Below are 24483 nucleotides of genomic sequence, written 5' to 3'. Positions count from 1 at the left end.
TCGCTCCTCAGTACCCCGCGGGGCGCACCAGCCCCGACTCGTACGCGAACACCGCCGCCTGGGTGCGGTCCCTGAGGCCCAGCTTCACCAGGATCCTGCCCACATGGGTCTTCACCGTCTGCTCGGCGACCACCAGGCGCTGGGCGATCTCCGCGTTCGACAGTCCCTGCGCGATGAGGGCGAGCACCTCCGTCTCCCGCTCGGTCAGCTCGCCGACACGGGCCTTGAGCGGGGCGCGCGGGCGGTCGTCCAGCCGGGAGAACTCCGCGATCAGCCGGCGCGTGATCCCCGGCGCGAGCAGGGCGTCACCGGCGGCCACCACCCGGACCGCCTCGGCGAGCTGGTCGGCGGACGCGTCCTTCAGCAGGAACCCGGAGGCCCCGGCCCGCAGTGCCTCGTACACGTACTCGTCGAGGTCGAAGGTGGTGAGCACCAGCACCTTGATCTCCGGGGTCGCCCCGGTGATGCGCCGGGTGGCCTCGATGCCGCCCAGCTCGGGCATCCGGATGTCCATCAGGACGACCTCCGGGGCCAGCTCGGCGACCTTGGCCACCGCGTCCAGGCCGTCCACCGCCTGCCCGATCACCTCGATGTCGGGCTGGGTGTTGAGCAGCACGGTGAAACCCTGCCGGACCATCTGCTGGTCGTCGGCGATCAGCACGCGGATCACGCGGCCGTTGCTGCTGGTCGTCATGGGGTGTCGTCCTCGGTGGAAGGGCCGGCGGATGGATCGGGGAAAGGGTCAGAGAAAGGGCCGGAGAAAGAGTCGGGGGGAGGATCATCAGCGGGGTCGGGAGAAGGGTCGGCGAGCAGGCCGGGGCCGTCGACCGGCAGGAACGCCGCCACCTGGTAGCCGCCGTCCGGCATCGCGTGCGCCGTCAGCGTGCCGTCGAGCATCGCCACCCGCTCCCGCATGCCGAGCAGCCCGTGCCCGGTCCCCTGCGACGGCGCGGGCGCGCGCGTCGGCCGGGTGTTGGAGACCACCACCCGCAGCCCGATCGGGAGGTGGATGAGGTGGACCTGGGCGCTGGCACCCGGCGCGTGCCGCAGCACGTTGCTGAGCGCCTCCTGCACGATCCGGTAGGCCGACAGCTCCACGCCGGGCGGCAGTGGTCTGCGCGTCCCGCTCGTATCGGTGGTGACGGCCAGCCCGGCGGCCCGGGTGTTCTCCACCAGCGCGTCGAGCCGGTCGAGGGTGGGCTGCGGGGCGTGCGGGGCGGCGCCGTCGGGCGGCGCGTCCAGCGCGTCCGGGTGCTCGGAGCGCAGCACGCCCAGCACCCGGCGCAGCTCGGTGAGCGCCTCCAGCGCGTTCTGCCGGATGCCGTCGAGGTTCTCCTTCAGCTCGTCCGGCGGGTCCTTGACGAGGAGGGGCGCGACCTGGGCCTGGATGGAGATCACCGACATGTGGTGGGCGACCACGTCGTGCAGCTCGCGCGCGATGCGGCCGCGCTCCTCCAGCAGCGTCCGCCGGGCCCGCTCCTCGGCGGTGAGCGAGGTCTGCTGGGCGAGTTCCGAGCGCGCCTCGCGGCGGCCCCGCAGGGCGATGCCGAGCACGACGACGACCGCGAACAGGATGACCGCGAGCTGGCCGGTCGGGAGGTAGTCCGGGGCACCCACCACGCCTTGCACGACGTAGGTGGGCAGGGCGGTGAGGATCAGCGCTTCCAGGGACACCCGGGTCCGGACCCGCAGGGCGAGCAGCAGCATCACGAACAGGTGCCCGATGAGCCCGGCGGCCGTCCAGGGCCAGGTGAACTCGTAGCCACCCGGGGTCATTTCGGCCCGCACGGCGAAGGCCCCCACCAGCATGCCCGCCATCGACAGCCACCAGGCCGCGACCGGCCGCCACAGCGCGAGCACCATGGCCCCGGCCTGGGCGAGAGCGATGAGGAACCCGAATCCCGGCTCGACCCCGCCGTTGTCGCCGAGCTGGGCGGCGTCGCCGAGCAGCACGCCGAACGCGGCCAGACACACGATCCCGTGCGGGAACCAGCGCAACCACACCGACGGCGGCAGCGGATCGGCCCGCCAGGTCCACAGGTCGTCGTGGAGCACGCCCAGCATGCCCCCGGCCCGGGCCCGTGACCGGGCCCACTGCCGCTTCCCCCATCGCCTCACGGGCTCCACCCTAGACATGGCGTGCACCCGCCGTGGTCGCCCGGCGCCGCGGGCGGTGCGCCCGCACGACCCGGGAGCGTGGCCGTCCGCGGCCGCGCTGCTCGAAGGTGCGGAACGTGGCCCAGCAGCCGGCCAGGACCAGCGCGAACACCGGAAGCCAGGCGAGCCGGGCCGCGACCCAGTCCAGGCCGTCGGGGGTTGTGTGCAGGCCGGGCAGACGGCCCGCGAGGAGACCGGTGGCCGTGGTCGCCATCAGCGCCGTCTGGTGCCAGAGGAAGATCGTCATCGCGGAGAGGTTGACCAGCGCGACCCCGGCCCAGGCCACCGGGCGCCGCATCGCACGGCGCAGCCGCTCGCGCAGCAGCAGGGCGAGCCCGCACTGGGCCAGGCCGAAGGTGACCGCGGCCAGGGTGGGCGGGTTGAGGTTCGACACCGACGCGCCGGGGACACCGACCATCGACGCCGGGTAGCCCGCCCAGGCGACGAGGGCCGCGGTGGCCGCCATGCCGCCGGTCAGCAGGAGCCAACCGGATCGGCGCCGGTCCAGTTCACCGCGGGTCCAGGCGGCGCCCAGGGTGTAGGGGACCAGCCAGCCGGCCGCGAGGTTGACCCAGCCGAGCCAGGCCGGGGCGCCGAACCCGAAGCGCAGCAGGTCTATGTGGAGGACGACGACCAGCGGCCACAGCGGATGCAGCCGGGTCAGCAACGGCGTCGCCGCGGTCAGCGCGGCGAAGACCAGCAGGAACCACATCGGGGACAGCGCCAGCTTCACCAGCGTGTGGACGGTCACGAAGTCCGCGCCCGTCAGGAGCAGCAGCGCCGCCGTCACCGCCCACAGACCGAGGACGGCCAGCACTGGGCGGAAGAGCCGGGACAGCCGGGCGGTCAGCCAGCGGCCGTAGGACTCGCCGCGGGCCCGGGCCGACGCGTACCCCCGCGTGGCGACATGACCGCCGACCAGGAAGAACACGGCGAGGGTCTGGAAGGCCCAGGAGACCGGGGCGAGCCAGGGCAGGCCCCGCAGCGGGCTGGCCGCGTGCAGGCCGCCGCCGTCGGCGACCAGCGCCGTCACCAGCCAGTGCCCGAGGACCACCCCGAGGACGGCGCAGGCGCGCAGGGCGTCCACGGCCCGGTCCCGGTCCTCGGGCGTGGCCGCGTCGACGCGGGCGGCGGCCTCGCGCAGGGCGCCGCGTGGGCGGGCCGGGGTCAGGTCAGTCATGGGTCACCTCCGTGGTCTCGCCCAGGGCGATCCGGGCCAGGTTCGTCAGGGAGCGGGAGCCGGGGTCGAAGTAGTCGCTGTGGCCGCCGTCGCCGGCGTCGAAGATCCGGGCGCCGAAGCCCGGGGAGACCGGGTCCGTGCCGAAGCCGACGGTGGTGCCGAAGAGGTCGGCGCTGACGTGCGGAACGTGCTCCACCCAGTCGTCGGCGCCCCGCCCCGCCCATATCCGGGCGTCGGAGTGCAGACCGGCGGCGGTGTCGGCTCCGGTGCCGGGGCTGCCGACCAGGGCGATGTCGGAGACGTCCAGGCCGTCGGCGGCTCGGGCGCAGACCACCGAGCCGTAGGAGTGGCAGAGGAGGGCGAGGCGGGTGCCGGGGCCGGTGATCCCGTGCAGGTCGCCGACCAGGTCGCGCAGCCCGGGGGCGGCCCGGTCGGCGCGGTCGGTCGTGGCGACGGTGGTGCTGACGGTGCCCGGCGTCTCGTACCCCAGCCAGGCCACGACGGCGGTGCGGGTCCCCGCGGGCGCCTCGGCGACGAGCTGCCGGTGCAGGGCCAGGGCGGCGGCGCGGAACCGGCCGTAGGTGTCGAGGCCGGTGTCGGAGCCCGGGACCAGGACGGCGACGCGGTCGGCGCGCGCCAGGTCGCCGAAGACCTCGGTGGCCAGTCCGGTGCCCCGGCCGTCGAAGGCGAGGAGGTGGCGGGACCGGTCGGCCAGCGCGCGGTCCGCCGCCGCCCGGTGGTCGTCGCCGCGTCCGGCGGCCATCCGGGACGCCTGCGCGGCGTTGGCCCGGTTGGCGGCGTACGCGTCGTCCAGCGTGGCGGCCGTCGGGGCCGCGAGCGCGGCGGGGGCCGGGGCGGGAATCCGGGGCTGCGCGGCTCCGGAGAGGGGAAGCACCACGGCACCGGCGATGAGGGCCGCGCAACCGGCGCGGCGCCATCTGCCCCCGCGCCGCCGCCAACGTACCGTCGCCCTGGGCCTCATGGCCGCTCCCCTCCAGCACGCCCGCCCACCGGGCGCGTCTGAAAGGGAAGTTATGAATCGGGGCGGGTAACCCGCGTCCCGCCTGGGAACTCACCTGGCGGGTAGCTCTCAGGTATTACGGGTACGACAGCACGGGCCCTGCCACCTGCCACCTGCCACCTGCCGCCTCCCGCCTGCCGCCTGCGGGCTACCGGCTCACCAGGCCAGCTGGGCGATCTCCTCCGCGACCACCGCGCACGCGTCCGCCGCCGGGTCGATCAGCGGGTAGTGGCCGACGTCCTCCAGCAGCGTCACCCCCACCACCTCCCCGGCCTGCGCCGCCGCGTCGGCGTACGCCTCGGCGACCGCCTGCGGGACGTCCACGTCGGCACGGCCCTGCACGAGGGTCGTCGCGATCCCGGTGGGCAGCAGCAGGGCCGGGTCGGCATACGGGCGACGCTCGGCGAACAGCTCACCGCCGCCCAGGAGTTGCCGGGCCGCGCCACCGCACACGGCGAGCTTGTCGGCGACCGCGAAGTCGGCGATCGGCGCGAGCGCGACCACGCCGCGCAGCGGCGCCGGACGCTCGGTGCGCCACGGGGCGTCCGCGGGCAACAGGTGCCGGGCGGCCGCCCACAGGGCGAGGTGGCCGCCGGCGGAGTGCCCGGTGAGCACCACGCGCCGCGCGTCCGCCCGCGGCAGGTGCCGCCGGACCAGCTCCGGCAACGCGTCCAGGGCGGCGGCCACGTCGTCGAACGTGTCGGGCCAGCGCCCCGCGACGGGCCCCCCGGAACTCTCCCCGGCAAAACCCTCCGCACCGCGCCGGTACTCCACGCTGGCCACGGCGAAGCCCCGGCGGGCCAGGAAACCGGCGAACGGGCTGATGTGGCGCCGGTCGTACGGGGCGCGCCACGAGCCTCCGTGCAGGACCACCACGACCGGAGCGGCCTCGCCCGGGCCCGTACCGCCGCGCGGCAGGTAGAAGTCGATCACCTGGTCGGGGTGGTCGCCGTACCCGGCGGTGGAGTCGGGGGCGACCGCCGGGTGGGAGAGGGCCGATTTCTCCTCCGCGGCGTCCCTCGCGGCAGCGGTGCCCGGTTCTGCGGCGGAGTCCGGCATGGTCAACCTCTCAGCGACGGAACGGTGTTGGCGGACCGGAGGAAGGAAAATCGGCCGTTGGCGGGACGGTATCAGGCCGGTGACGTGCGCGGACACGGGGATGTGACGCTGGGTGAGGACCGGACGACGTGCGTACGGTCCCCACCAGACGCCAGACGCCAGACGCCAGACACCAGACGCCCGAGCCCCGGCCCCGGCCCCGGCCCCGGCCCCGGCCCCGGCCCCGACGCTCGGCCTCGGCCCTGGCCTCGGCCCCCGCCCCGGCCGCGATTCAGCCGGCCAGCGTCCGGGCCAGCACCCGCGCCGCCCGTTCGACGTCCGCGAAGCCGACGTACAGCGGGGTGAAGCCGAAGCGCAGCACGTCCGGGGCGCGGTAGTCGCCGACCACCCCGCGCTCGATCAGGCGTTTCATCACCTCGCCCGCGTCGTCGCAGCGCAGCGCCACCTGGCTGCCCCGCTCGGCGTGTGCCGCCGGGGTCACGGACTCGACCCGGCCGTCCGGGACGTACGCCCCGACGCAGCGCAGGAAGAAGTCCGTCAGCGCCAGCGACTTGGCCCGCACCGCCGCCACCGAGACGCCCTCCTCGTCCCACACGTCCAGCGCCGCCTCGAGAGCGAGCAGGGAGAGGATGTCCGGCGTGCCGACCCGCCCGCGCACCGCACCGGAGGCCGGGGCGTACTCGGACCGCATGCCGAACGGCTCGGCGTGCGAGTTCCAGCCCGGCAGCGGGGAGTCGAAGCGGGGCTGGAGGTCGCGGCGCACGTACAGGTACGCGGGCGAGCCGGGGCCGCCGTTGAGGTACTTGTAGGTGCAGCCGACCGCCAGGTCGACACCGTGCTCGTCGAGTCCGACCGGCAGGGCGCCCGCGCTGTGGCACAGGTCCCAGACCGCGTACGCCCCCGCCGCGTGCACCGCGGCCGTGAGCGCGGGCAGGTCGTGCAGCCGGCCGGTGCGGTAGTCGACGTGGTTGAGCAGCACGGCGGCGGTGCGGTCGCCCAGGGCGCCGATGACCTCGGCCGGGGCCACCGGCCGCAGGGCGCACCCCGTCATCCGGGCCGCCGACTCGGCGATGTACCCGTCCGTGGGAAAGGTGGTGGCGTCGACCAGGATCTCGTCCCGGACCGGACCGGAACCACCGGAACCACCGGAACCACCGGAACCACCGGTGCGGCCGTCCTCCTGCGCCATGCGCACCGCGGCGACCAGCGCCTTGAAGACGTTGACGCTCGTCGAGTCGCCGACCACGACCTGTCCGGCGGCCGCGCCGACCAGCGGGGCGATCCGGTCGCCGATCCGCTCGGGCGCGGTCCACCAGCCGCTCTCCTCCCAGGACCGGATGCGCAGCTCGCCCCACTGGCGCCGTACGACGTCCTCCACGCGCGCGGGGACGTGCGCGGGAAGGGCGCCGAGGGAGTTGCCGTCGAGGTACGTGACGTCGTCGAGGACGAAGCGCGCGCGCAGGGCCGCCAGCGGGTCGGTGGCATCCAGTTCCTGGGCCGTGCTCCTGAGGTCGGGCGGACCGGAGAACTCAGACATACGATCGCGCCGTCCACAGCTCGGGGAACACGTTGTTGCGGGCCCGCTTCTCCAGCCAGGCCACCCCGGCGGAGCCGCCCGTGCCGGTCTTGGAGCCCATCGCGCGCCGGGTGGCGACCAGGTGGTCGTTGCGCCAGCGCCAGACCAGCTCCGCGACGTCCGTGAGGGCCTCGCCGAGGCGGGCCAGCTCGCCGTTCTGGTCGCCGGAGTAGACGGCCGTCCAGGCGGCCTCCACCTCGGGCGCGGCCTCGTACTTCCGGGTGAGGTCGCGCTGGAGCACGGCGTCGGGGATGTCGTACCCGCGCCGGGCGAGCAGCCGGACCACCTCGTCGTACAGGCTCGGCTCGTGCAGCGCCTTCTCCAGCTCCGCGTGGACGCGCGGGGCGCCGCGGTGCGGGACGAGCATGGACGCGGACTTGTCGCCGAGCAGGAACTCCAGGCGGCGGTACATCGCCGACTGGAAACCGGAGCCCTCGCCGAGGGCGGAGCGGTAGGAGTTGAACTGGGCCGGGGTGAGCTGCCCCAGGGGGGTCCAGGAGGCGTTCAGCGCCTCCAGCTCCCGCACCGAGCGCTTGAGCGCGTCGGTCGCCACCGGGACCCGGTCCTCGCGCAGGGCGCGGGCCGCGGTCTCCCATTCGTGGACGATGACGGTGAACCACAGCTCCATGACCTGGGTCGTGACCAGGAAGACCATCTCTCCGGGATCGTCGGAGAGGGTGTGCTGGAGGTGGGTGAGCACGTCCGCCTTGACGTAGTCCTCGTACGGCGTGCTGCCCTCGAAGTCGAGATTCGGGGCGTCGTGGGACATCGCTGTCTCCTGATGTGCACGGGTAGCGGTCCGCCCTGCCGTTACCGGCACGGGGCCCCGGTCCCCAACGGCATCCTCCGCAATGGTCGCAGGAAACCGCAAGGCCCGCCCGCGCACGGCGGACGGGCCCCGGGGTGTCGTGGGCCGCTCAGCCCAGCACCTCGGCCGCGCTCGGCGAGGAGTCCTTCAGGAACTGGGTGCAGCGCTCGTACTCCTCCTTCTCGCCGATCGCCTGGGCGGCGCGGGCGAGGGCGTGCAGGGCACGCAGGAAGCCGCGGTTCGGCTCGTGCTCCCAGGGCACCGGGCCGTGCCCCTTCCAGCCGCTGCGGCGCAGGGAGTCGAGGCCGCGGTGGTAGCCCGTACGGGCGTACGCGTACGACTCCACGACGCTGCCCCGCTCGAACGCCTCGTCGGCCAGCCGGGCCCAGGCGAGCGAGGACGTCGGGTACTTCGCGGCGACGTCGGCGGGGGAGGTGCCGGACGCGAGCAGTTCGCGCGGGCCGGGGTCGTCGGGGAGGTGGGTCGGGGGCGGGCCCCCGAGGAGGTTCTCGTGAATGGACATGGGTCAAGTCTGCGGCATCGCCGGCGGCGGCCGGGCGGGCTGTCGGTGGGAGGGGGTGCGGTGCGTTGTCGGTTGCGGGTGCGTTGTCGGTTGCGGGTGCGTTGTGGCTGGGCGCGCAGTTCCCCGCGCCCCTCAGGGGCGTGAGCGGGGCGTTGGTCCAGAGGGCACCCCGCATGCCGTTCCGTGCGCGGTTCCCCGCGCCCCTCAGGGGCGGGAGCGGGGCGTCGGTCCAGAGGGGCCCCGCATGCCGTTCCGTGCGCGGTTCCCCGCGCCCCTCAGGGGCGGGAGCGGGGCGTCGGTCCAGAGGGGCCCCGCATGCCGCTCCGTGCGCGGTTCCCCGCGCCCCTCAGGGGCGGGAGCGGGGCGTTGGTCCAGAGGGGCCCCGCATGCCGTTCCGTGCGGGGTTCCCCGCGCTCCTACGGGGTGCGGTCTCCCTCCAGTGGGGGTGTCAGGAGCGAGCCGTGGGTGCGGCATTCGGGGCGGGGGCAGTCCGGGGTGGGGCGGCGTACCGTGGTGAAGGCGATCGCGGAGCCCGCGACCAGGACGCCCGCGCAGATCAGCATGGCCGGTCCGAACGCGTCGTCGAAGGCCCGGGGCGACCGGTACGCCTCCTCGCCCATGCCGGTGAGCAGCGGCAGCGCGGCGACCGCGACGAGCCCCGCCGCACGGGCCGCCGCGTTGTTGACGCCGCTGGCCAGACCGGCGCGGGCGGTGTCCACGGCGGCCAGCACGCTCGCCGTCAGCGGCGCGACCAGCGTGACCATGCCGAGGCCGAGGACCAGCAGGGCGGGCAGCACGTCGGCGAGGTAGGAGGCGCCCGGGCCGACCCGCAGCATCAGCAGCATCCCGGCCGCGCAGAGCAGCGGCCCCACGGTGAGCTGGAGGCGCGGGCCGAGCCGCTCGGCGAGTTCCCCGGAGCGGGCGGACAGCAGCAGCATCAGGACGGTGGTCGGCAGCAGGGCCGTACCGGCGGCCAGCGCGGACCAGCCGACGACGACCTGGAGCTGGAGCGCGGCGAGGAAGAAGAAGCCGCCGAAGGCCGCGTACACGCACAGGGTGACCAGGTTGACCGCGGTGAACTGGCGGGAGGCGAAGACGTCCAGCGGCATCATCGGGTCGGTGCCGCGCCGTTCGACGACGACGAAGGCCACGGCGGCCACCGCCCCGGCCACCGCGCTGAGCGCCACCGCCCAGGACGCCGTACGGGCCTCGATCAGCGCGTAGGTGAGCAGCGCCAGGGCCGCCGCGCACAGGGCCGCGCCGAGCACGTCGAACCGCGTGTGGGCGCGCTGGTCGGAGGACTCGGGCACGTGGCGCAGCGCGATCGGCGCGCACAGCAGGGCCAGCGGGACGTTGAGCAGGAACACCCAGCGCCACCCCGCGCCGTCCACCAGCCAGCCCCCGAGAAACGGCCCCACGGCCGCGCCGACGCCCCCGAAGCCGGACCACAGGCCCACCGCCCTCCCCCGGTCGTCGGCGTGGAAGGACGCCTGGATGAGGGCGAGGGAGCCCGGCGTGAGCAGCGCCCCGCCGACGCCTTGCAGGGCGCGGGCGGCGATCAGCACGCCGGCGTTCGGCGCGAGGCCGCACAGCAGGGACGCGGCGGCGAACCACAGCACCCCGAGGACGAAGATCCGGCGGCGGCCGAACCGGTCGCCGAGGGCGCCGCCGAGGAGGATCAGACCGGCCAGCGTCACCATGTAGGCGTTGACGGTCCACTGGAGGGCGGCGAGGCCGGCGCCGAGGTCGCGGCCGATGTGGGGCAGCGCGACGTTGACGACGGTCGAGTCGAGCAGGGCCATGCTGGAGCCGAGGACGGTGGTCAGCAGGATCCACTTGCCCTGCGGTGAGGCGATCCGTACGTCGGGCATGCCCCAGGTATACAGCGAGCCCGGCGCGCGGGGCGCCGGGCTCGTGCGTACGGTCGTGTCGACCGGGCGTTACTTGATCTTCTGGCCCGCCGAACGCAGGTGGCCGCAGGCCTCCACGACGCGCGCGGCCATGCCGGCCTCGGCCAGCTTGCCCCAGGTGCGCGGGTCGTACGTCTTCTTGTTGCCGACCTCGCCGTCGACCTTGAGGACGCCGTCGTAGTTGCGGAACATGTGGTCGACGACCGGGCGCGTGAAGGCGTACTGGGTGTCCGTGTCGATGTTCATCTTGACCACGCCGTTCTCCAGGGCGGTCGCGATCTCCTCGGCGGTGGAGCCGGAGCCGCCGTGGAAGACGAAGTCGAACGGCTTGCTGCCGGCCGGCCGGCCGTACTTCGACGCGATGCCCTCGTTCAGCTCCTTGAGCAGCTCGGGGCGGAGCACGACGTTGCCCGGCTTGTAGACGCCGTGCACGTTGCCGAAGGACGCGGCGAGCAGGTAGCGGCCCTTCTCGCCCAGGCCCAGCGCCTCGACGGTGCGGACCGCGTCGTCGACCGTGGTGTAGAGGGAGTCGTTGATCTCGTGGGAGACGCCGTCCTCCTCGCCGCCGGTCGGGGTGATCTCGACCTCGAGGATGATCTTGGCGGCGCGGGCGCGCTCCAGCAGCTCGGTGGCGATGGCGAGGTTGTCGGACAGGGTCTCGGCCGAGCCGTCCCACATGTGCGACTGGAAGAGCGGGTTGCGGCCGGCCTTCACGCGCTCCTCGGAGACCGCGAGGAGCGGGCGGACGTACCCGTCCAGCTTGTCCTTCGGGCAGTGGTCCGTGTGCAGGGCGACGGTGACGTCGTACTTCTCGGCGACGATGTGCGCGAACTCGGCGAGGGCGACGGCGCCGGTCACCATGTCCTTGTTGTGCTGGCCGCCCAGGAACTCGGCGCCACCGGTGGAGATCTGGACGATGCCGTCGCTCTCCGCCTCCGCGAAACCGCGCAGGGCGGCGTGCAGCGTCTGGGAAGAGGTCACGTTGATGGCGGGGTAGGCGAACTTTCCTGCCTTCGCCCGGTCCAGCATCTCGTTGTAGACCTCGGGAGTTGCGATGGGCATCTGTCCGCTCCTTGTATGTGCGGGTGGGCGTGTTGGTGCTTATGGCCCTGACCTAGGACTGGGGGGCGACGTCATCGTCGGCCCCATCCTTCCAGACCGGACGGGAATCCCCGAGTGGACCCCGGCCCCGTCTCGGCCCCCGGTCTCAGTCCAGGCCCAGCTCGTCCTTGTCGTACGCGTACAGGTACGGCACTCCCGCGCCGTCCTGGATCTTCTCGGCGGCGCCGGTCGCCCGGTCCACGATCGTGGCGACGGCGACCACCTCGGCACCGGCCTCGCGCACGGCCTCGACGGCGGTGAGCGGGGACCCGCCGGTCGTGGAGGTGTCCTCGACGACCAGGACGCGGCGGCCCCTGATGTCCGGGCCCTCGACGCGGCGCTGCAGCCCGTGCGCCTTGGCGGCCTTGCGAACGACGAACGCGTCCAGCCTGCGGCCGCGTGCGGCGGCGGCGTGCAGCATGCTCGCGGCGACCGGGTCGGCGCCCATGGTCAGCCCGCCCACCGCGTCGAACTCCAGGTCGGCGGTCAGGTCGAGCAGCACCTGCCCGACCAGCGGCGCGGCCTCGCCGTCCAGGGTGATGCGGCGCAGGTCGACGTAGTAGTCGGCCTCCAGGCCCGAGGAGAGGGTCACCTTGCCGTGCACCACGGCCTTGTCCTTGATCTGCTGCAGCAGATCGCCGCGTGTGCCTGGCGGCGTTGCTTCGTTGACGTCCGTCATGTACGCCAGCTTAAAGGCGGCGCCAGGCCCAGGTCGTCGTGGCCTCCAGCGGCTCCAGGGGCGTGACCAGGCGCGGGAGGGTGTTCAGGCCGTTGGGCGGACCGGTCTGCGGCTCCACGCAGACGGCGGCCTCCTGCTCGTCGTACACCACGACCCACTGCTCCCGGCTGGTCACCTTCAGCTCCAGCCGCCCCGGCCAGGTCAGCGTGACGTCGACGCCGTCGGGCATGCCGAAGCAGTCGTCCCAGGGGCCCGGTTTCGGGTCGACGCGGTGGCCGGTGGGGAGGTGGTCGGCGCCGCGCTCCTCCTGCCAGGCGGGGTCGAAGGCGATCTCCGCACCGGCGCCGTCGAGGGTGCGGTTGAACCAGGGGTGCCAGCCGATCTGCGCCGGGAAGGACGACTCGTAGGTCTCCACGGACATCGACAGCGTCAGACCGTCCTCGGCCAGCGCGACCACCTGGGTGACGCGTCCGGAGTACGGCCAGGGGTCGACGAGGTCGTACGTGAGGACGGCCTCGTCGGCAGTGACGCGGGCGGTGCGCCAGGCGGCGTCGCGGGCGGTGCCGTGGATGGCGTGCGGCGGGGAGTTGAGGGGCATCTGGTGGACCGCGGCGCCGTCGCCGAAGCGGCCGTCGCGGATGCGTCCGCACCAGGGGACCATCGGGAAGCAGCCGTAGCGCTCGCCCTGGCGGAGCAGTTCCGTGCCGCCGACGCGCAGTCCGCCGATCCGGCCGCCGTTGCCCGGCAGCACGGTCGCCTCCGCGTCGCCCGCGGTCAGCGTGATGGGTTCGTTACTCACGCCACGACCCTACTGGTGCGATCAAGGGCGCCCCACCGGGCGGGCGGTCCCGCGCCGGGACCCGCAGCGGGTCCGGTGGTGCTCAGCGGCGTCTGCGCAGGGCGCGGCCCACCACGATCGCCGACGCCACGACCACCGCCGCCGCGGGGGCGGCCCAGCGCAGGGGGGCGCCGACCGCGCTCGCCTGGGGGGCGGGCACGGGGGCGTACCGGCCGCGCGGCGGGGCGTGGTCCACCTCCTCGGCGCTGCGGCCGATCATCGTGCGGCGCGCGTGCGCGGCCTCGGCAGGCGGTGCGACGGCCGGCTCGTCGTGCCGGTCGTCGTCCCCGGCACGGGCTCCGTCTCCGGCCGCTCCGTCCTCGTGCCGGTGCTCGTCCACGTGCGCGTCCTCGTCCTCGTCCTCGTCCTCGTCCGTGTTCAGGAGGGAGGGCGGGGGGATCTCGGTGTCGAAGACGGAGGCGGGGCGCGGCCCGGGTTCCGTACCCGTCTCCGGTTCCGTCTCCGGTCGCGGTTCCGTCTCCGGTTGGGGTGCGCTGGTCGCCTGCGCCGCCGTGCCCAGGTTCTCCGCGAACCGGGTCAGCAGCCGTGTCGCGGCCGACGTCACCGCCTCCGGCGGCAGCTCCGTGACCCGCCCGTCGGCGGTGGCCGTCCCGGTGAAGGTGAGGGTGGCGCCGCCCTCGGCGTCGTCCGTGCGGAGGGTCAGCGCGAGGGTGACCGCGCCGGTGCCGCGCGACTCGGTGGCGTCGCCCTCGACGGCGTAGCTGCCGTCCGTGCGCGCGGACAGGCGCAGGGAGCCGCGGTAGGTGATGGAGTGACTGCCGATGCGCACCTTCAGCCGGCCCGCGACGGGCTCGGCACCGGCGTCCTGCTGGAGCCCCGGGACCGCCCGGGCGACCCGGACGGGGTCGGCCAGCACGTCCCTCAGCCGCTCGGCCGGAACCGGAACGAACACCTCATGCTCCATGTCAGCGCAGCCTACCCAGCGGACGCCCGGTACACCCCCCGTCGGCGCGAAGTCACCCGCCGCCCGCGCTCCCCGGCGTCACCAGTCCCGTCTCGTACGCCACGACCACCGCCTGGGCCCTGCTGGTCAGGCCCAGCTTGGTCATGGTGCGGTTGAGGTGGGTCTTCACGGTGGCCTCGCTGATGAACAGCCGGTCGGCGGCCTCGGCGTTGCTCAGTCCGCGGGCCACCAGTTCCAGGACCTCGGCCTCGCGGCCGGTCAGCGTCGTCAGCGCGGGCGGCGGACCGGCGTCCGGGCCCTCCCCGCGCCCCGGGCCCCTGCGCCCCGCGTCCGTCATCCGCGTGAACGTCTCCACCAGGCGCCGGGTGACCGCGGGGGCGAACAGCGCGTCGCCGCCGTGCACCGCGGTGACGGCGGCCAGCAGCCGTTCGGGTCCCGCGTCCTTGAGCAGGAAGCCGGACGCGCCGGCCCGCAGGGCGCCGTACACGTACTCGTCGAGGTCGAAGGTGGTCAGGACCAGGATGCGGGGCGCGGGGTCCACCGCGTCGGCGAGGATCCGCTCGGTGGCCTCGATCCCGGTGAGGCCGGGCATGCGGATGTCCATCAGGACCACGTCGGGCCGGGTCCGCGCGGCCAGCTCCACGGCCTCGGCGCCGTCGGCCGCCTCGCCGACGACCTCCATGCCGGGGGCGGCGCGCAGCAGCGTGGCGAGACCGCTGCGGACGAGGTACTGGTCATCGACGACGAGCAGGCGTATCGGCCCGTCCGTCGGGCGGTCTGCGTCGGTCATTCGCGGACGGTGCCTCCCCGGCGTGCGGCTTGTACCGGCGTCGGCAGGGTCAGGCGCACGCCGAAACCCCCCTCGCTGCGCGGGCCGACGGCGATCGTCCCGCCGTAGAGCTTGGCCCTCTCCCGCATCCCGATCAAGCCGTGTCCGCCCCGTTCGGCAGGTGTGTCCGGAACCAGCCCCCCGGCGGGCCCGTCGTCGGTCACCGACACCGTCACCTCGCCCGCGCGGTAGGCGAGTTCGACGGCGGCGTCCGCGCCGGGCGCGTGCTTGAGCACGTTGGTCAGGGCCTCCTGCACCACCCGGTAGACGCACAGCTGGACGCCGGGCGGCAGCGAGCGCGGGGTGCCCGTGACGCGCAGCCGGACGCCCACGCCGCCGGTGCGCACCCGGGAGACCATCTCGTCGAGCTGGCCGAGGCCGGGAGCGGGGGCGCCGTCCGCGCCCTGCACGCCGTCGGCGCGCAACAGGCCGAGCATGCGGCGCAGTTCGGCCAGGGCCTCGCCGCTGGCGCCCTCGATGGTGTCCAGGGCGTCGCGCGCGGTGCGGGCGTCGGAGTGGAACACGAAGCGGGCCAGTCCGGCCTGGACGTTGATGACGGCGATGTGGTGGGCGACCACGTCGTGCAGTTCGCGGGCGATCCGCACGCGTTCCTCGGCGACCTCGCGCCGGGCCCGGTCGGCCTGTTCGGCCCGCAGCCGCAGCGTCAGCTCGCCGGTCCGGCGGGCCACGTACCCGAACCGCCACAGCACCAGCGGGAAGCCCACGGCCTGCCCCGCCACCGAGGCCATCGCTCCCGCGTCGCTGCGCAGCCCGGCGTAGATCCAGACCCCGGCGAGCAGCGCGGCACAGGCGGCGGCGGTGCGGTCGGGGCGCAGGGAGGCGACGGTGTAGACGGCGAGCATGGGGCCGAAGGAGCCGACGACGGGCCAGTAGCCGAGGGTGACGTAGAGCGCCCAGCAGGCGTGGACGGCGAGACAGACGGTGACGGGGGCGCGGGTGCGCAGGACCAGGGGGAGGGTCAGCAGGGCGACGAGCGTCCAGGCGAGCGGGTCGAGCGCGGGCCACCCCTGGGCGACGGCCTCGGTGCCGAGCAGGACGGCCACGGTCGTCAGCGCCGCGGCGATCAGACCGTCGGCCGCCAGGGGGTGCAGGCGCATTCCCGCAGCGTAGGTCCGCCCGCCCGGCGTCGGCGTCATCCTTCCGCGGTACCGCGGAAGTTGCAGGAACCGGACGGCTACCACGCCGGGTTGGCTCCGGTCTCCACCCACCGCCGGATTCCGGGACCCGGGGTGCGGCCGTAGGTTCTCGGTGCGAGCGATCCGCAGGGGGATGCGGCGGTCCGTCCCGCACCCGGGGGAGGGGCGGGCCGCCGCACGGGGACGTGCCGGATCGCGGGCGCGGCACCCTCGCGGGCTCAGTACCGGGGATGCACGAGCGTGGACGGCGGCAGCCCGGGGACCCTGGTGCGCGCCGCCTCGCGGGCGTCCCGGGCCAGCGAGTCCGGCGTGAGGGTGCGCGGGCGGGGTGCCGCCGGGTCCAGGCGCAGCGCGGGGGCGGTGCGCGCGGCCAGGAGGAAGCCCCAGCCGCGGGGGGCGCGGAGATCGGCGGCAGCCCGGCCGGGGCCGGGCGCTGCGCCGGGGTCGCGGGCTCCGACGCGGTAGGCGACGGCCGGCAGGCCGGCCGCGCGGAGGGTGGCGTCCACCGTCCAGAAGGCCTGGGGGCGGGCGGCGACGGGGCCCGCGTGGACCGCCAGCCGCCCGTCGGGCGCGAGCACCCGCCGCAGCAGGCCGTAGAACTCCTGGGAGTACAGCTTCGTGCTGGCCGTGATGCCCGGGTCGGGCAGGTCCGAGATCACCACGTCGTACGTCGCGGAGGGCGTCGAGCGCAGCCGGTGGAAGGCGTCCCCGGTGACGAGGCGGACGCGCGCGTCGCCGTAGGCGTGGGCGTTGAGGGTGGACAGACCGGGGTCGTGCCGGGCCAGCCGGGCGAGCCCGGGGTCGAGTGCGACGACGTCGACGCGGCGTACGCCGGGGTGGCGCAGCACCTCCCGGACGGCGAGGCCGTCGCCGCCGCCGAGGACCAGCACGCGCGCGTGGGGGCCGTTCATGGCGGGGTGCACCAGCGCCTCGTGGTAGCGCCGCTCGTCGCCGGCGCGCACCCGCAGCCGCCCGTCGAGGAACAGGTCGAGGGGCCGCCCGTCGGCGTCGCCGGTGAGGACGACCTCCTGCACGTCGGTCCGTACGGCCACCCGGACGTCCTGGCCGTACACGGCATGCCGGGCGGCGCGTTCGAAGTCGTCGGCGAGGACGGTCGCGGTGGCGAGGAGGGCGAGGACCACCGCGTTGGCGGTCAGCAGCAGCCAGCGGGCCCGGCGGGTCAGGTCGCGCCGGAACAGGCCGAGGACGAGGGCGGCGCCGACGACCGCGTTGACGGTGCCGGTGAGCAGCGCGCCGGTGAGCTGGCCGAGGAAGGGCAGCAGCACGAACGGGAAGGCGAGGCCGCCGACGAGCGCGCCGACGTAGTCCGCGGCGAACAGGTCGGCGACGGCACCGCCCGGGTCCTGCCGGCGCACCCGCTGGATCAGCTCCATGAGCAGCGGCACCTCGGCGCCGATCAGCACACCGATGGCGAGGGCGAAGGCGACCAGCAGGACGCGCGGGCCGTCGGCCCACAGGCCGCCCCAGCCGCCGGTCCAGGCGAAGACGGCGTACAGGAGCATCGCGCTGGAGCCGCCGACGAGGGCGAGGGTGGCCTCGAGCGCGGCGAAGCCGGCCGCCGCGAGGCCGCGCAGCCGTTTGGCGGCGAGCGAGCCGACGCCCATGGCGAAGACCATGACGGACAGGACGACGGACGCCTGGGTGACCGAGTCGCCGATCAGGTACGAGGCGAGCGCGACGAGTTCGAGTTCGTACACGAGCCCGCAGGCCGCGCACACGAAGACCCCCGCCAGCACCAGGAACCGTCCGATGGCCGGCCGTACGGGCAGCCGCGCGGGCGCTTCCGGGCCGCGGGGGCCGCCCCAGGACGGCGGAGAGCCGGGCGGGGCGGGCGCGTGCGGTTCGATCACGGAGTGACGTTACGTCACTCCAGCACTGCGATTCGTCACCCACACGTGTGAAACTCGGGGCCTGTCGCACCCCACAGGTTTATTCGCCCCCACGCGCTCACACCGGGGACGGGCTGAACCGGGCCGCCGGCACCCGCACGCCCACCCGGGTGCGGGTCGCCACCAGCTGGCCGTCCTGCGGATAGGCGTGCCAGGTCCGCCAGTGCACCTGCCCCTCGTGCCGCTGGGCCAGCAGCGCGGTGAAGGCGTGCGGGCTGCCGGGGAAGACGCCGGCCAGGCCGTGCGGGTGGTCGGAGACCAGAGCCAGCAGCTCCTGGGCGCGGCCGGCGAAGGAGCCCGGCGTCAGCACCTCGACGCGGGCGGCGAACTCGTACTCCCAGTCGCCCACCCGCTTGGCGACGCCCAGCGGAAGGGGGGTGCTGCTGCCGGGGATGCACGCCACCGTCTCCGAGCAGCTGCCCCGCTCCTCCTCGAGCAGGACTTGGTGGGAGGCGCCGAGCAGTCGCAACTGAAGCCGGGCATCGGTCAGTTCGACGTCGAGGCAGGCGAGCGCGGGCAGGGGCTCGCGCCCCAGGGCCCAGGCCAGGTCGGCGGCACGGGTGTCGGTGTAGGCGGTGTTCAGGGTCGTGAGCATGGATCGGCTCCGCAAGCACACAAGGAGAGGAAGGTGTGGGGCCTGCGCATCCGTGGCACTGCCGGGGATGCGGCCCGCTCAGCCCAGTCGGCCGGTCAGGAGGGGGGTCAACAGGTCGTCCGAGGAGCTGCGTTGATGAGGGAGAGCGAATCATGAACGATGGCGCCGCCACAGCGTTTTTACCCAACTTCGTGGCGTTTCCATCCCTCAGGGGGCTCCACAGCTCAACTGTTCAACCAGGGCGCACACCTCGCCCGCACGGAGTGCGCCGGGCGTGCGAGCGCCCACCGGGCGGGTGACCCGGCGGGCGCTCTGGTGGGGCGAGGGGCCCGGTCCCAGGAACGGGCCCCCTGGCGGGGATGCGGTTCCCCCTGGCCGGAGCTCAGCTGCCCCGTGTCAGCTGCCTCCGCCGCATCCGCCGCCGCCCCCTCCCCCGCAGGACGACCCGCCTCCGCAGGACGAGCCGCCACCGCAGGAGTTGCCCCCGCCGCAGGAGTTGCCCGAGTGGTGCCCGCCCGAGGACGAACCGCCCCCGTCACCGGCCCACCAGCTGCCGCCGCTGTCGCCGCCGCCCCTCCGGCGCGACCCCCGGCCGCTCCCGGTGCGTACGGCGCCGGCGGCGCGACGTCCCCGCACGAAAACCCTGATCAGCAGGGCCGCGAGCACGAACAGGACGATGCCTGTGACCATGGCTCCACCCTCCCTTCCGTTCCGGGCCTGCGCCCGGAAGTCCCCCGAAGCGATCCCCCGTCGGACGCCTCGCTGCGTATCGATGGACCGTGGATCACGCCGTGGAGCTCACCGGCGTGAACGGGAGATGCCCCTCGCCGCCGCGCCCCAAAGCAGAGTTGAGGAAGTCCAGAGCTTCGGCGCAGGATGACCGGCATGACCTCGATGAGCTCCAGCGCCCGCCCCCTCCTGAACCGCCGGCTCGCGGAGTTCGGGACGACGATCTTCGCCGAGATGTCCGCCCTGGCGGTGCGGACCGGGGCGATCAACCTCGGTCAGGGCTTCCCCGACACCGACGGACCCGAGGAGATCCGCGAGGCCGCCGTACGGGCACTGCGCGACGGGCGCGGCAACCAGTACCCGCCGGGCCCCGGCGTCCCCGAGCTGCGCGCCGCCGTCGCCGGCCACCAGCTGCGCCACTACGGCCTGTCCTACGACCCCGACACCGAGGTCCTGGTCACCGCCGGCGCCACGGAGGCCATCGCGGCGGCCCTGCTGGCGCTGCTGGAGCCCGGCGACGAGGTGGTCGCGCTGGAGCCGTACTACGACTCGTACGCGGCCTGTATCGCGATGGCGGGCGGCACGCGCGTGCCGGTGACGCTGCGCCCGCACGAAGGCGCGTTCCGCCTGGACCTGGACGAGCTGCGCGACGCGGTCACCGACCGCACCCGGCTCCTGCTGCTGAACACCCCGCACAACCCGACCGGCACGGTCCTGAGCCGCGGGGAGCTGACGGCGATCGCCGAGCTGGCGGTGGAGCGGGACCTGCTGGTGGTGACCGACGAGGTCTACGAGCACCTGGTCTTCGACGCGGCCGAGCACATTCCCCTGGCGTCCTTCCCGGGCATGCGGGAGCGCACGGTGACCATCGGGTCGGCCGGCAAGACGTTCTCGTTCACCGGCTGGAAGGTCGGCTGGGTCACCGCCGCGCCCGCCCTGCTCACGGCGGTCCGCTCGGCCAAGCAGTACCTGACGTACGTGGCCTCGGGGCCCTTCCAGTACGCGGTCGCCGAGGCGCTCGCGCTGCCGGAGTCGTACTTCGCCGCCTACCGGGAGGACATGCGGGCCAAGCGCGACCTGCTGGCGGCGGGGCTGGCCGAGGCGGGCTTCGGCGTGTACCGGCCCGCCGGGACGTACTTCGTCACCACCGACATCCGTCCGCTCGGCGAGAGCGACGGCTTCGCCTTCTGCCGCTCGCTGCCCGAGCGCGCGGGCGTCGTCGCCGTCCCGAACGCGGTCTTCTACGACCACCGGGAGGCGGGCGCCCCCTTCGTGCGGTTCGCGTTCTGCAAGCGTGCCTCGGTGCTGGAAGAGGCGGTGCGGCGGCTGAAGGCGGCAGGGTGAGTCACACCGAAGGAGAGGGCCCGGCTCCCGCTGCTGCGGGGCCGGGCCCTCTCCTTCGGTGCGTGGCGGGGGCGGACTACTCGCCGTCCTCGTCGGTCGGCTTCTCCGCCTCGTTGACCTCCTGCTCCAGGCCGAGCTGCTCCACCAGCCACCGGTCGAACTCGATGGCGGCCCGCACCCAGCTGACCGTCGAGGAGACGAAGTGCTCCAGGCTGACGCCCATGCCGATCAGCATCTGCGCCTCGCCGATCAGGCGGACCGTGCCGTCGTCGTGGGTGTGGGAGTACACCTTGGGCCACAGGGTGCGCCGGTTCCAGTCGTCGACCGACTCGAGCAGCTGCGGCTTCTCGTCGATCTGGTGGGGCCGGTCGTAGAACGTCCGCACCGAGAAGACCTGCTGGTCACCCTCGCCGCGGAACATGAAGTACGTACGGAACTGCTCCCACGGCGCCGCGAGGTCGCCCTCGTCGTCGACGACGTACTTCAGCTCCATCTGTTCGAGGAGCTGCTTCACAAGATCCTGATCCGGGACGACGGGGCCCGCCGGTCCTTGGGGCTGCGGCTCGGGCTGCTTGCCCCCGAAGTTCGGAATCGAGGACGGGTCGATGCTCACCGTGAATTTCCCTTCGTACGGATTCCGGCCATCCTCCCCCATGCGGGGAGGGGCGTGGCAAGCCCGTCGGGGGCCTGTCAGCCCTCGGCTGACTCGATCCGGCCAGTCGGGTACCCGCGCGAGGCCCCGGCAACCCGCAGGACGGGTCGCCGGGGCAGGCCGCGCGGTCCGCTACAGCGTCTTGCCGCTCGCCGGTCCCACGATCAGGTCGTCGTCGAAGCGGTCCACGCGGACCGTGTCGCCGTCCTTGATCTCGCCGGAGAGGATCTCCCGGGCGAGCCGGTCGCCGATCGCGGTCTGCACGAGGCGGCGCAGCGGGCGGGCGCCGTAGGCCGGATCCATGCCCTCGACGGCCAGCCAGTCCAAGGCGTCGTCGGTGACCTCCAGGGTGAGGCGACGCTCGGCGAGCCGCCGGGCGAGCGCCTCGATCTGGAGCCGCGCGATCCGGCTCAGCTCGTCCTTGCTCAGGGCCGAGAAGACCACGAGGTCGTCGAGCCGGTTCACGAACTCCGGCTTGAACGACGCCCGGACCACCTCCAGGACCCGCTCCTTCTTCTCGGCCTCCCCGATCAGCGGGTCGACCAGGTACTGGCTGCCCAGGTTGGAGGTGAGCACCAGGATGGTGTTGCGGAAGTCGACGGTGCGGCCCTGCCCGTCGGTGAGGCGCCCGTCGTCCAGCACCTGGAGCAGGATGTCGAAGACCTCGGGGTGCGCCTTCTCCACCTCGTCGAGCAGCACGACGGTGTACGGCCGCCGCCGCACGGCCTCGGTGAGCTGGCCGCCCTCCTCGTACCCCACGTAGCCGGGCGGGGCACCGACCAGCCGGGCGACGCTGTGCTTCTCGCTGTACTCGCTCATGTCGATGCGGACCATGGCCCGCTCGTCGTCGAAGAGGAAGTCGGCGAGCGCCTTGGCCAGCTCGGTCTTGCCGACGCCGGTGGGGCCGAGGAAGAGGAACGAGCCGGTCGGGCGGTCCGGGTCGGCGATCCCGGCCCGGCTGCGCCGGACCGCGTCGGAGACGGCCCGTACGGCCTCGGTCTGCCCGATGAGCCGCTTGCCCAGCTCGTCCTCCATGCGCAGCAGCTTCTGCGTCTCGCCCTCCAGGAGGCGGCCCGCGGGGATGCCGGTCCAGGAGGCGACGACGTCCGCGATGTCGTCGGCGCCGACCTCCTCCTTGACCATGGTGTCCCTGGCGACCTCCTCCTCGGCCTCGGAGGCGGCCTCCAGGTCGCGCTCCAGGGTCGGGATCTCCCCGTACAGCAGCTTGCTGGCGGTGTCGAAGTCGCCGTCGCGCTGGGCCCGCTCCGCCTGTCCGCGCAGTTCGTCGAGCTTCTCCTTCAGCTCGCCGACCCGGTTGAGGGACTGCTTCTCCTTCTCCCAGCGGGCGTTGAGGCCGCGCAGCTCCTCCTCCTTGTCGGCGAGGTCGCGCCGCAGCCGCTCCAGGCGTTCCAGGGAGGCGGCGTCGGTCTCCTTGCCGATCGCCAGCTCCTCCATCTTCAGCCGGTCGACGGCGCGCTGGAGTTCGTCGATCTCGACGGGCGAGGAGTCGATCTCCATGCGCAGCCGGGAGGCGGCCTCGTCGACGAGGTCGATGGCCTTGTCGGGCAGGAAGCGGGAGGTGATGTACCGGTCGGACAGACTCGCGGCGGCCACCAGCGCGCTGTCGGCGATCTGCACCTTGTGGTGCGCCTCGTAGCGGCCCTTGAGCCCACGCAGGATCGCGATGGAGTCCTCCACGCTCGGCTCGGCGACCAGCACCTGCTGGAAACGCCGCTCCAGGGCGGGGTCCTTCTCGATCCGCTCCCGGTACTCGTCCAGGGTGGTCGCACCCACCATGCGCAGCTCGCCGCGCGCCAGCATGGGCTTGAGCATGTTCCCGGCGTCCATGGCGGAGTCCCCGCCGGCGCCGGCGCCGACGACGGTGTGCAGCTCGTCGATGAAGGTGACGACCTGCCCGTCGGAGTCCTTGATCTCGGCGAGGACGGTCTTCAGCCGCTCCTCGAACTCACCGCGGTACTTGGCCCCGGCGACCATGGCGCCGAGGTCCAGCGCGACCAGCCGCTTGTCCTTCAGCGACTCGGGCACGTCCCCCTTGACGATGCGCTGGGCGAGTCCCTCGACGACGGCGGTCTTGCCGACGCCGGGCTCGCCGATGAGGACGGGGTTGTTCTTGGTCCGCCGGCTGAGCACCTGGACCACCCGCCGGATCTCCTGGTCGCGTCCGATGACGGGGTCGAGCTTCCCGTCCCGGGCGGCGGCGGTGAGATCGGTGCCGAACTTCTCCAGGGCCTTGTACTGGCCCTCGGGGTCGGGCGTGGTCACCCGGCGCCCTCCCCTCGCCTTGCGGAAGGCCTCCTGCAACTTCTTCGCACTGGCTCCCTGCCCCTCCAGTACCTCACCGGCCGCGCCGCCCTTCGCGGCGATGCCGAGGAGCAGGTGCTCGGTGGAGAGGTACTCGTCCCCGAGCTCCTTGGCGCGGGCCTGGGCGTCGGCGACCACGGCGAGCATCTCACGGCTGGGCTGCGGGGGCGCGACGGTGGACCCGGTCACGCTGGGCAGCCCGGCGACGACGCGCTCGGCGCCGGAGCGCACGGCGGCGAGGTCGGCCTCGACTGCGACGAGCAGATCGGTGATGTTCTCGTTGTCCTGGCCCTGGAGCAGGGCCAGCAGCAGGTGGGCGGGGGTGAGGTCGGCGTTTCCCTCGGTCACGGCCCGGTTGCTGGCCGCGTTGATCGCGTCCCTGCTCCGGTTGGTCAGCTCGGCGTCCACGTTCTGCCTCTCCTCCTCGTGTCGGCCGTCGGCGGTCCGGCCTTGTCTCCCAGTGCTGACTCATCCAACGTACACAAAGTTGAGTCTATTCCACTCAAGGGGATCGGGAGGCGGAGCGGACCGCACCGCACGAGAGACTTTTCGGCCAACACGCAAGAACGCCGGTCATGGCTAGATGTCCGCACATGCGACAGCGGCGTCACCGTGTTCAGGTCACGGTGACGCCGCTGCCGGGGGGAAGCACCTGAGCGATTTGTTACGACGGGGGAATCGCGTCAGGCACTGCGGGGGGTGGCCGAGATGGTCCTCACTTCGGGGTCCTCCGGCTGTTCGAGCCGGTGGTCCCGCTGGTCCAGGTTCACAAAGATCATTCCGTAGCGGATGGCGCACCGCACAGGCTGCGGCGCCCCCCGAGGCCGCCGCAGACACCGGTAGGCCCGCACGTCGCCGTCCTCGTCCAGCGTGACGACGACCGGCTCGCCGAAGACGGTCACCATCAGGGAGTCACCGGCGTGCGGGATCGCGGTGACCAGGTCGATGAAGTGCCAGCCCGAGCGGTAGGCGGTGGCCATTTCACGACGGAAGGAGCGGTCGTCGGGTGGAGTACTCATGTCACGACCAGATGGTGTCACTCGTAGTGGCTTCGGCGTCAGCACCGACGGGCGCAGCGGACACCTCCGCCACTGACTCCACACTGCCCACTCGCTCGTCGCCCTGCGCTGTACCGAGGCCATTCAGAGCTCCGAAGGCCACGACGGCG

The 24483-nt window shown here is 73.8% G+C and carries 22 protein-coding genes; 1 reads left to right on the top strand and 21 read right to left on the bottom strand.

Features of this window, described 5'->3' with window-relative positions:
• Positions 1-7: 7 nt before the first annotated feature.
• The 18 genes from ACIRGB_RS05545 to ACIRGB_RS05460 form a co-directional block, all read right to left on the bottom strand.
• Positions 8-694 carry a response regulator gene (locus ACIRGB_RS05545; protein WP_403858907.1) on the bottom strand — a complete coding sequence of 229 codons (687 nt, stop codon included), beginning with the start codon at positions 692-694 and terminating at the stop codon, positions 8-10.
• Positions 691-2136 carry a sensor histidine kinase gene (locus tag ACIRGB_RS05540; RefSeq protein ID WP_403858905.1) on the bottom strand — a complete coding sequence of 482 codons (1446 nt, stop codon included), beginning with the start codon at positions 2134-2136 and terminating at the stop codon, positions 691-693. The genes ACIRGB_RS05545 and ACIRGB_RS05540 overlap by 4 nt, the downstream gene beginning before the upstream one ends.
• Positions 2129-3337: an acyltransferase gene (locus ACIRGB_RS05535; RefSeq protein WP_403858903.1), complete on the bottom strand. Its 1209-nt coding sequence runs from the start codon at positions 3335-3337 to the stop codon at positions 2129-2131. The genes ACIRGB_RS05540 and ACIRGB_RS05535 overlap by 8 nt, the downstream gene beginning before the upstream one ends.
• Positions 3330-4319, bottom strand: a complete 990-nt coding sequence (locus ACIRGB_RS05530; RefSeq protein ID WP_403858901.1) for an alpha/beta hydrolase — start codon at positions 4317-4319, stop codon at positions 3330-3332. Before ACIRGB_RS05530 ends, ACIRGB_RS05535 begins: the two co-directional genes overlap by 8 nt.
• A gap of 195 nt (positions 4320-4514) precedes the next feature.
• Positions 4515-5417 (bottom strand): alpha/beta hydrolase, encoded by a 903-nt coding sequence (locus ACIRGB_RS05525; protein WP_403858899.1) that lies wholly within the window; start codon positions 5415-5417, stop codon positions 4515-4517.
• Positions 5418-5688: 271 nt separating this feature from the next.
• The gene (kynU, locus tag ACIRGB_RS05520) at positions 5689-6954 is read right to left on the bottom strand and encodes a kynureninase (protein WP_403858897.1); all 1266 of its coding nucleotides are present in this window, start codon (positions 6952-6954) and stop codon (positions 5689-5691) included.
• Positions 6947-7762 (bottom strand): tryptophan 2,3-dioxygenase, encoded by an 816-nt coding sequence (locus ACIRGB_RS05515; protein ID WP_403858895.1) that lies wholly within the window; start codon positions 7760-7762, stop codon positions 6947-6949. The genes kynU and ACIRGB_RS05515 overlap by 8 nt, the downstream gene beginning before the upstream one ends.
• Before the next feature lie 148 nt (positions 7763-7910).
• Positions 7911-8324, bottom strand: coding sequence for a DUF3151 domain-containing protein (locus ACIRGB_RS05510; RefSeq protein WP_403858893.1), 414 nt, complete (start codon positions 8322-8324; stop codon positions 7911-7913).
• Between the two features lie 416 nt (positions 8325-8740).
• Positions 8741-10195: an MFS transporter gene (locus ACIRGB_RS05505; protein ID WP_403858891.1), complete on the bottom strand. Its 1455-nt coding sequence runs from the start codon at positions 10193-10195 to the stop codon at positions 8741-8743.
• A gap of 69 nt (positions 10196-10264) precedes the next feature.
• Positions 10265-11296: a class II fructose-bisphosphate aldolase gene (fbaA, locus tag ACIRGB_RS05500; RefSeq protein ID WP_403858889.1), complete on the bottom strand. Its 1032-nt coding sequence runs from the start codon at positions 11294-11296 to the stop codon at positions 10265-10267.
• A gap of 145 nt (positions 11297-11441) precedes the next feature.
• A complete protein-coding gene (pyrE, locus tag ACIRGB_RS05495; protein ID WP_403858887.1) occupies positions 11442-12014 on the bottom strand; it encodes an orotate phosphoribosyltransferase in 573 nt (190 codons plus the stop codon).
• Positions 12015-12024: 10 nt separating this feature from the next.
• On the bottom strand, positions 12025-12813 hold the full coding sequence (locus tag ACIRGB_RS05490) for an aldose 1-epimerase (RefSeq protein ID WP_403858885.1): 789 nt from the start codon (positions 12811-12813) through the stop codon (positions 12025-12027).
• Between the two features lie 82 nt (positions 12814-12895).
• Positions 12896-13777 carry an SRPBCC domain-containing protein gene (locus ACIRGB_RS05485; RefSeq protein WP_403858883.1) on the bottom strand — a complete coding sequence of 294 codons (882 nt, stop codon included), beginning with the start codon at positions 13775-13777 and terminating at the stop codon, positions 12896-12898.
• 52 nt (positions 13778-13829) lie between these two features.
• Positions 13830-14567, bottom strand: coding sequence for a response regulator (locus ACIRGB_RS05480; protein ID WP_403858881.1), 738 nt, complete (start codon positions 14565-14567; stop codon positions 13830-13832).
• Complete coding sequence (locus tag ACIRGB_RS05475) at positions 14564-15724, bottom strand: sensor histidine kinase (protein ID WP_403858879.1); 1161 nt, start codon at positions 15722-15724, stop codon at positions 14564-14566. The genes ACIRGB_RS05480 and ACIRGB_RS05475 overlap by 4 nt, the downstream gene beginning before the upstream one ends.
• A gap of 257 nt (positions 15725-15981) precedes the next feature.
• A complete protein-coding gene (locus tag ACIRGB_RS05470; RefSeq protein WP_403858877.1) occupies positions 15982-17634 on the bottom strand; it encodes a polyamine aminopropyltransferase in 1653 nt (550 codons plus the stop codon).
• A gap of 97 nt (positions 17635-17731) precedes the next feature.
• Entirely contained in the window at positions 17732-18268 is a 537-nt protein-coding gene (locus ACIRGB_RS05465) for a DUF2617 family protein (RefSeq protein WP_403858875.1), read from the bottom strand.
• Positions 18269-18664: 396 nt separating this feature from the next.
• A complete protein-coding gene (locus ACIRGB_RS05460; protein WP_403858873.1) occupies positions 18665-18958 on the bottom strand; it encodes a hypothetical protein in 294 nt (97 codons plus the stop codon).
• 195 nt (positions 18959-19153) lie between these two features.
• Here ACIRGB_RS05460 and ACIRGB_RS05455 point away from each other — a divergent pair, with 195 nt between their 5' ends.
• Positions 19154-20341: a pyridoxal phosphate-dependent aminotransferase gene (locus tag ACIRGB_RS05455; RefSeq protein WP_403858871.1), complete on the top strand. Its 1188-nt coding sequence runs from the start codon at positions 19154-19156 to the stop codon at positions 20339-20341.
• 76 nt (positions 20342-20417) lie between these two features.
• Here the strand turns inward: ACIRGB_RS05455 and ACIRGB_RS05450 are convergent, their stop codons facing one another.
• The 3 genes from ACIRGB_RS05450 to ACIRGB_RS05440 all read right to left on the bottom strand — a co-directional run bounded on the left by ACIRGB_RS05450 (position 20418) and on the right by ACIRGB_RS05440 (position 24334).
• Positions 20418-20954, bottom strand: coding sequence for a YbjN domain-containing protein (locus ACIRGB_RS05450; RefSeq protein ID WP_064728987.1), 537 nt, complete (start codon positions 20952-20954; stop codon positions 20418-20420).
• Between the two features lie 171 nt (positions 20955-21125).
• A complete protein-coding gene (gene clpB / locus ACIRGB_RS05445; protein ID WP_403858869.1) occupies positions 21126-23723 on the bottom strand; it encodes an ATP-dependent chaperone ClpB in 2598 nt (865 codons plus the stop codon).
• 275 nt (positions 23724-23998) lie between these two features.
• The gene (locus ACIRGB_RS05440) at positions 23999-24334 is read right to left on the bottom strand and encodes a hypothetical protein (RefSeq protein ID WP_403858867.1); all 336 of its coding nucleotides are present in this window, start codon (positions 24332-24334) and stop codon (positions 23999-24001) included.
• Between the last annotated feature and the right edge of the window lie 149 nt (positions 24335-24483).

The organism is Streptomyces sp. NPDC102490 (assembly GCF_044765285.1).
In the GTDB taxonomy this organism is placed as follows: domain Bacteria; phylum Actinomycetota; class Actinomycetes; order Streptomycetales; family Streptomycetaceae; genus Streptomyces.
The sequence above is the reverse complement of the archived record's forward strand: the minus strand, read 5'-3'. Positions and strand labels throughout refer to the sequence as shown.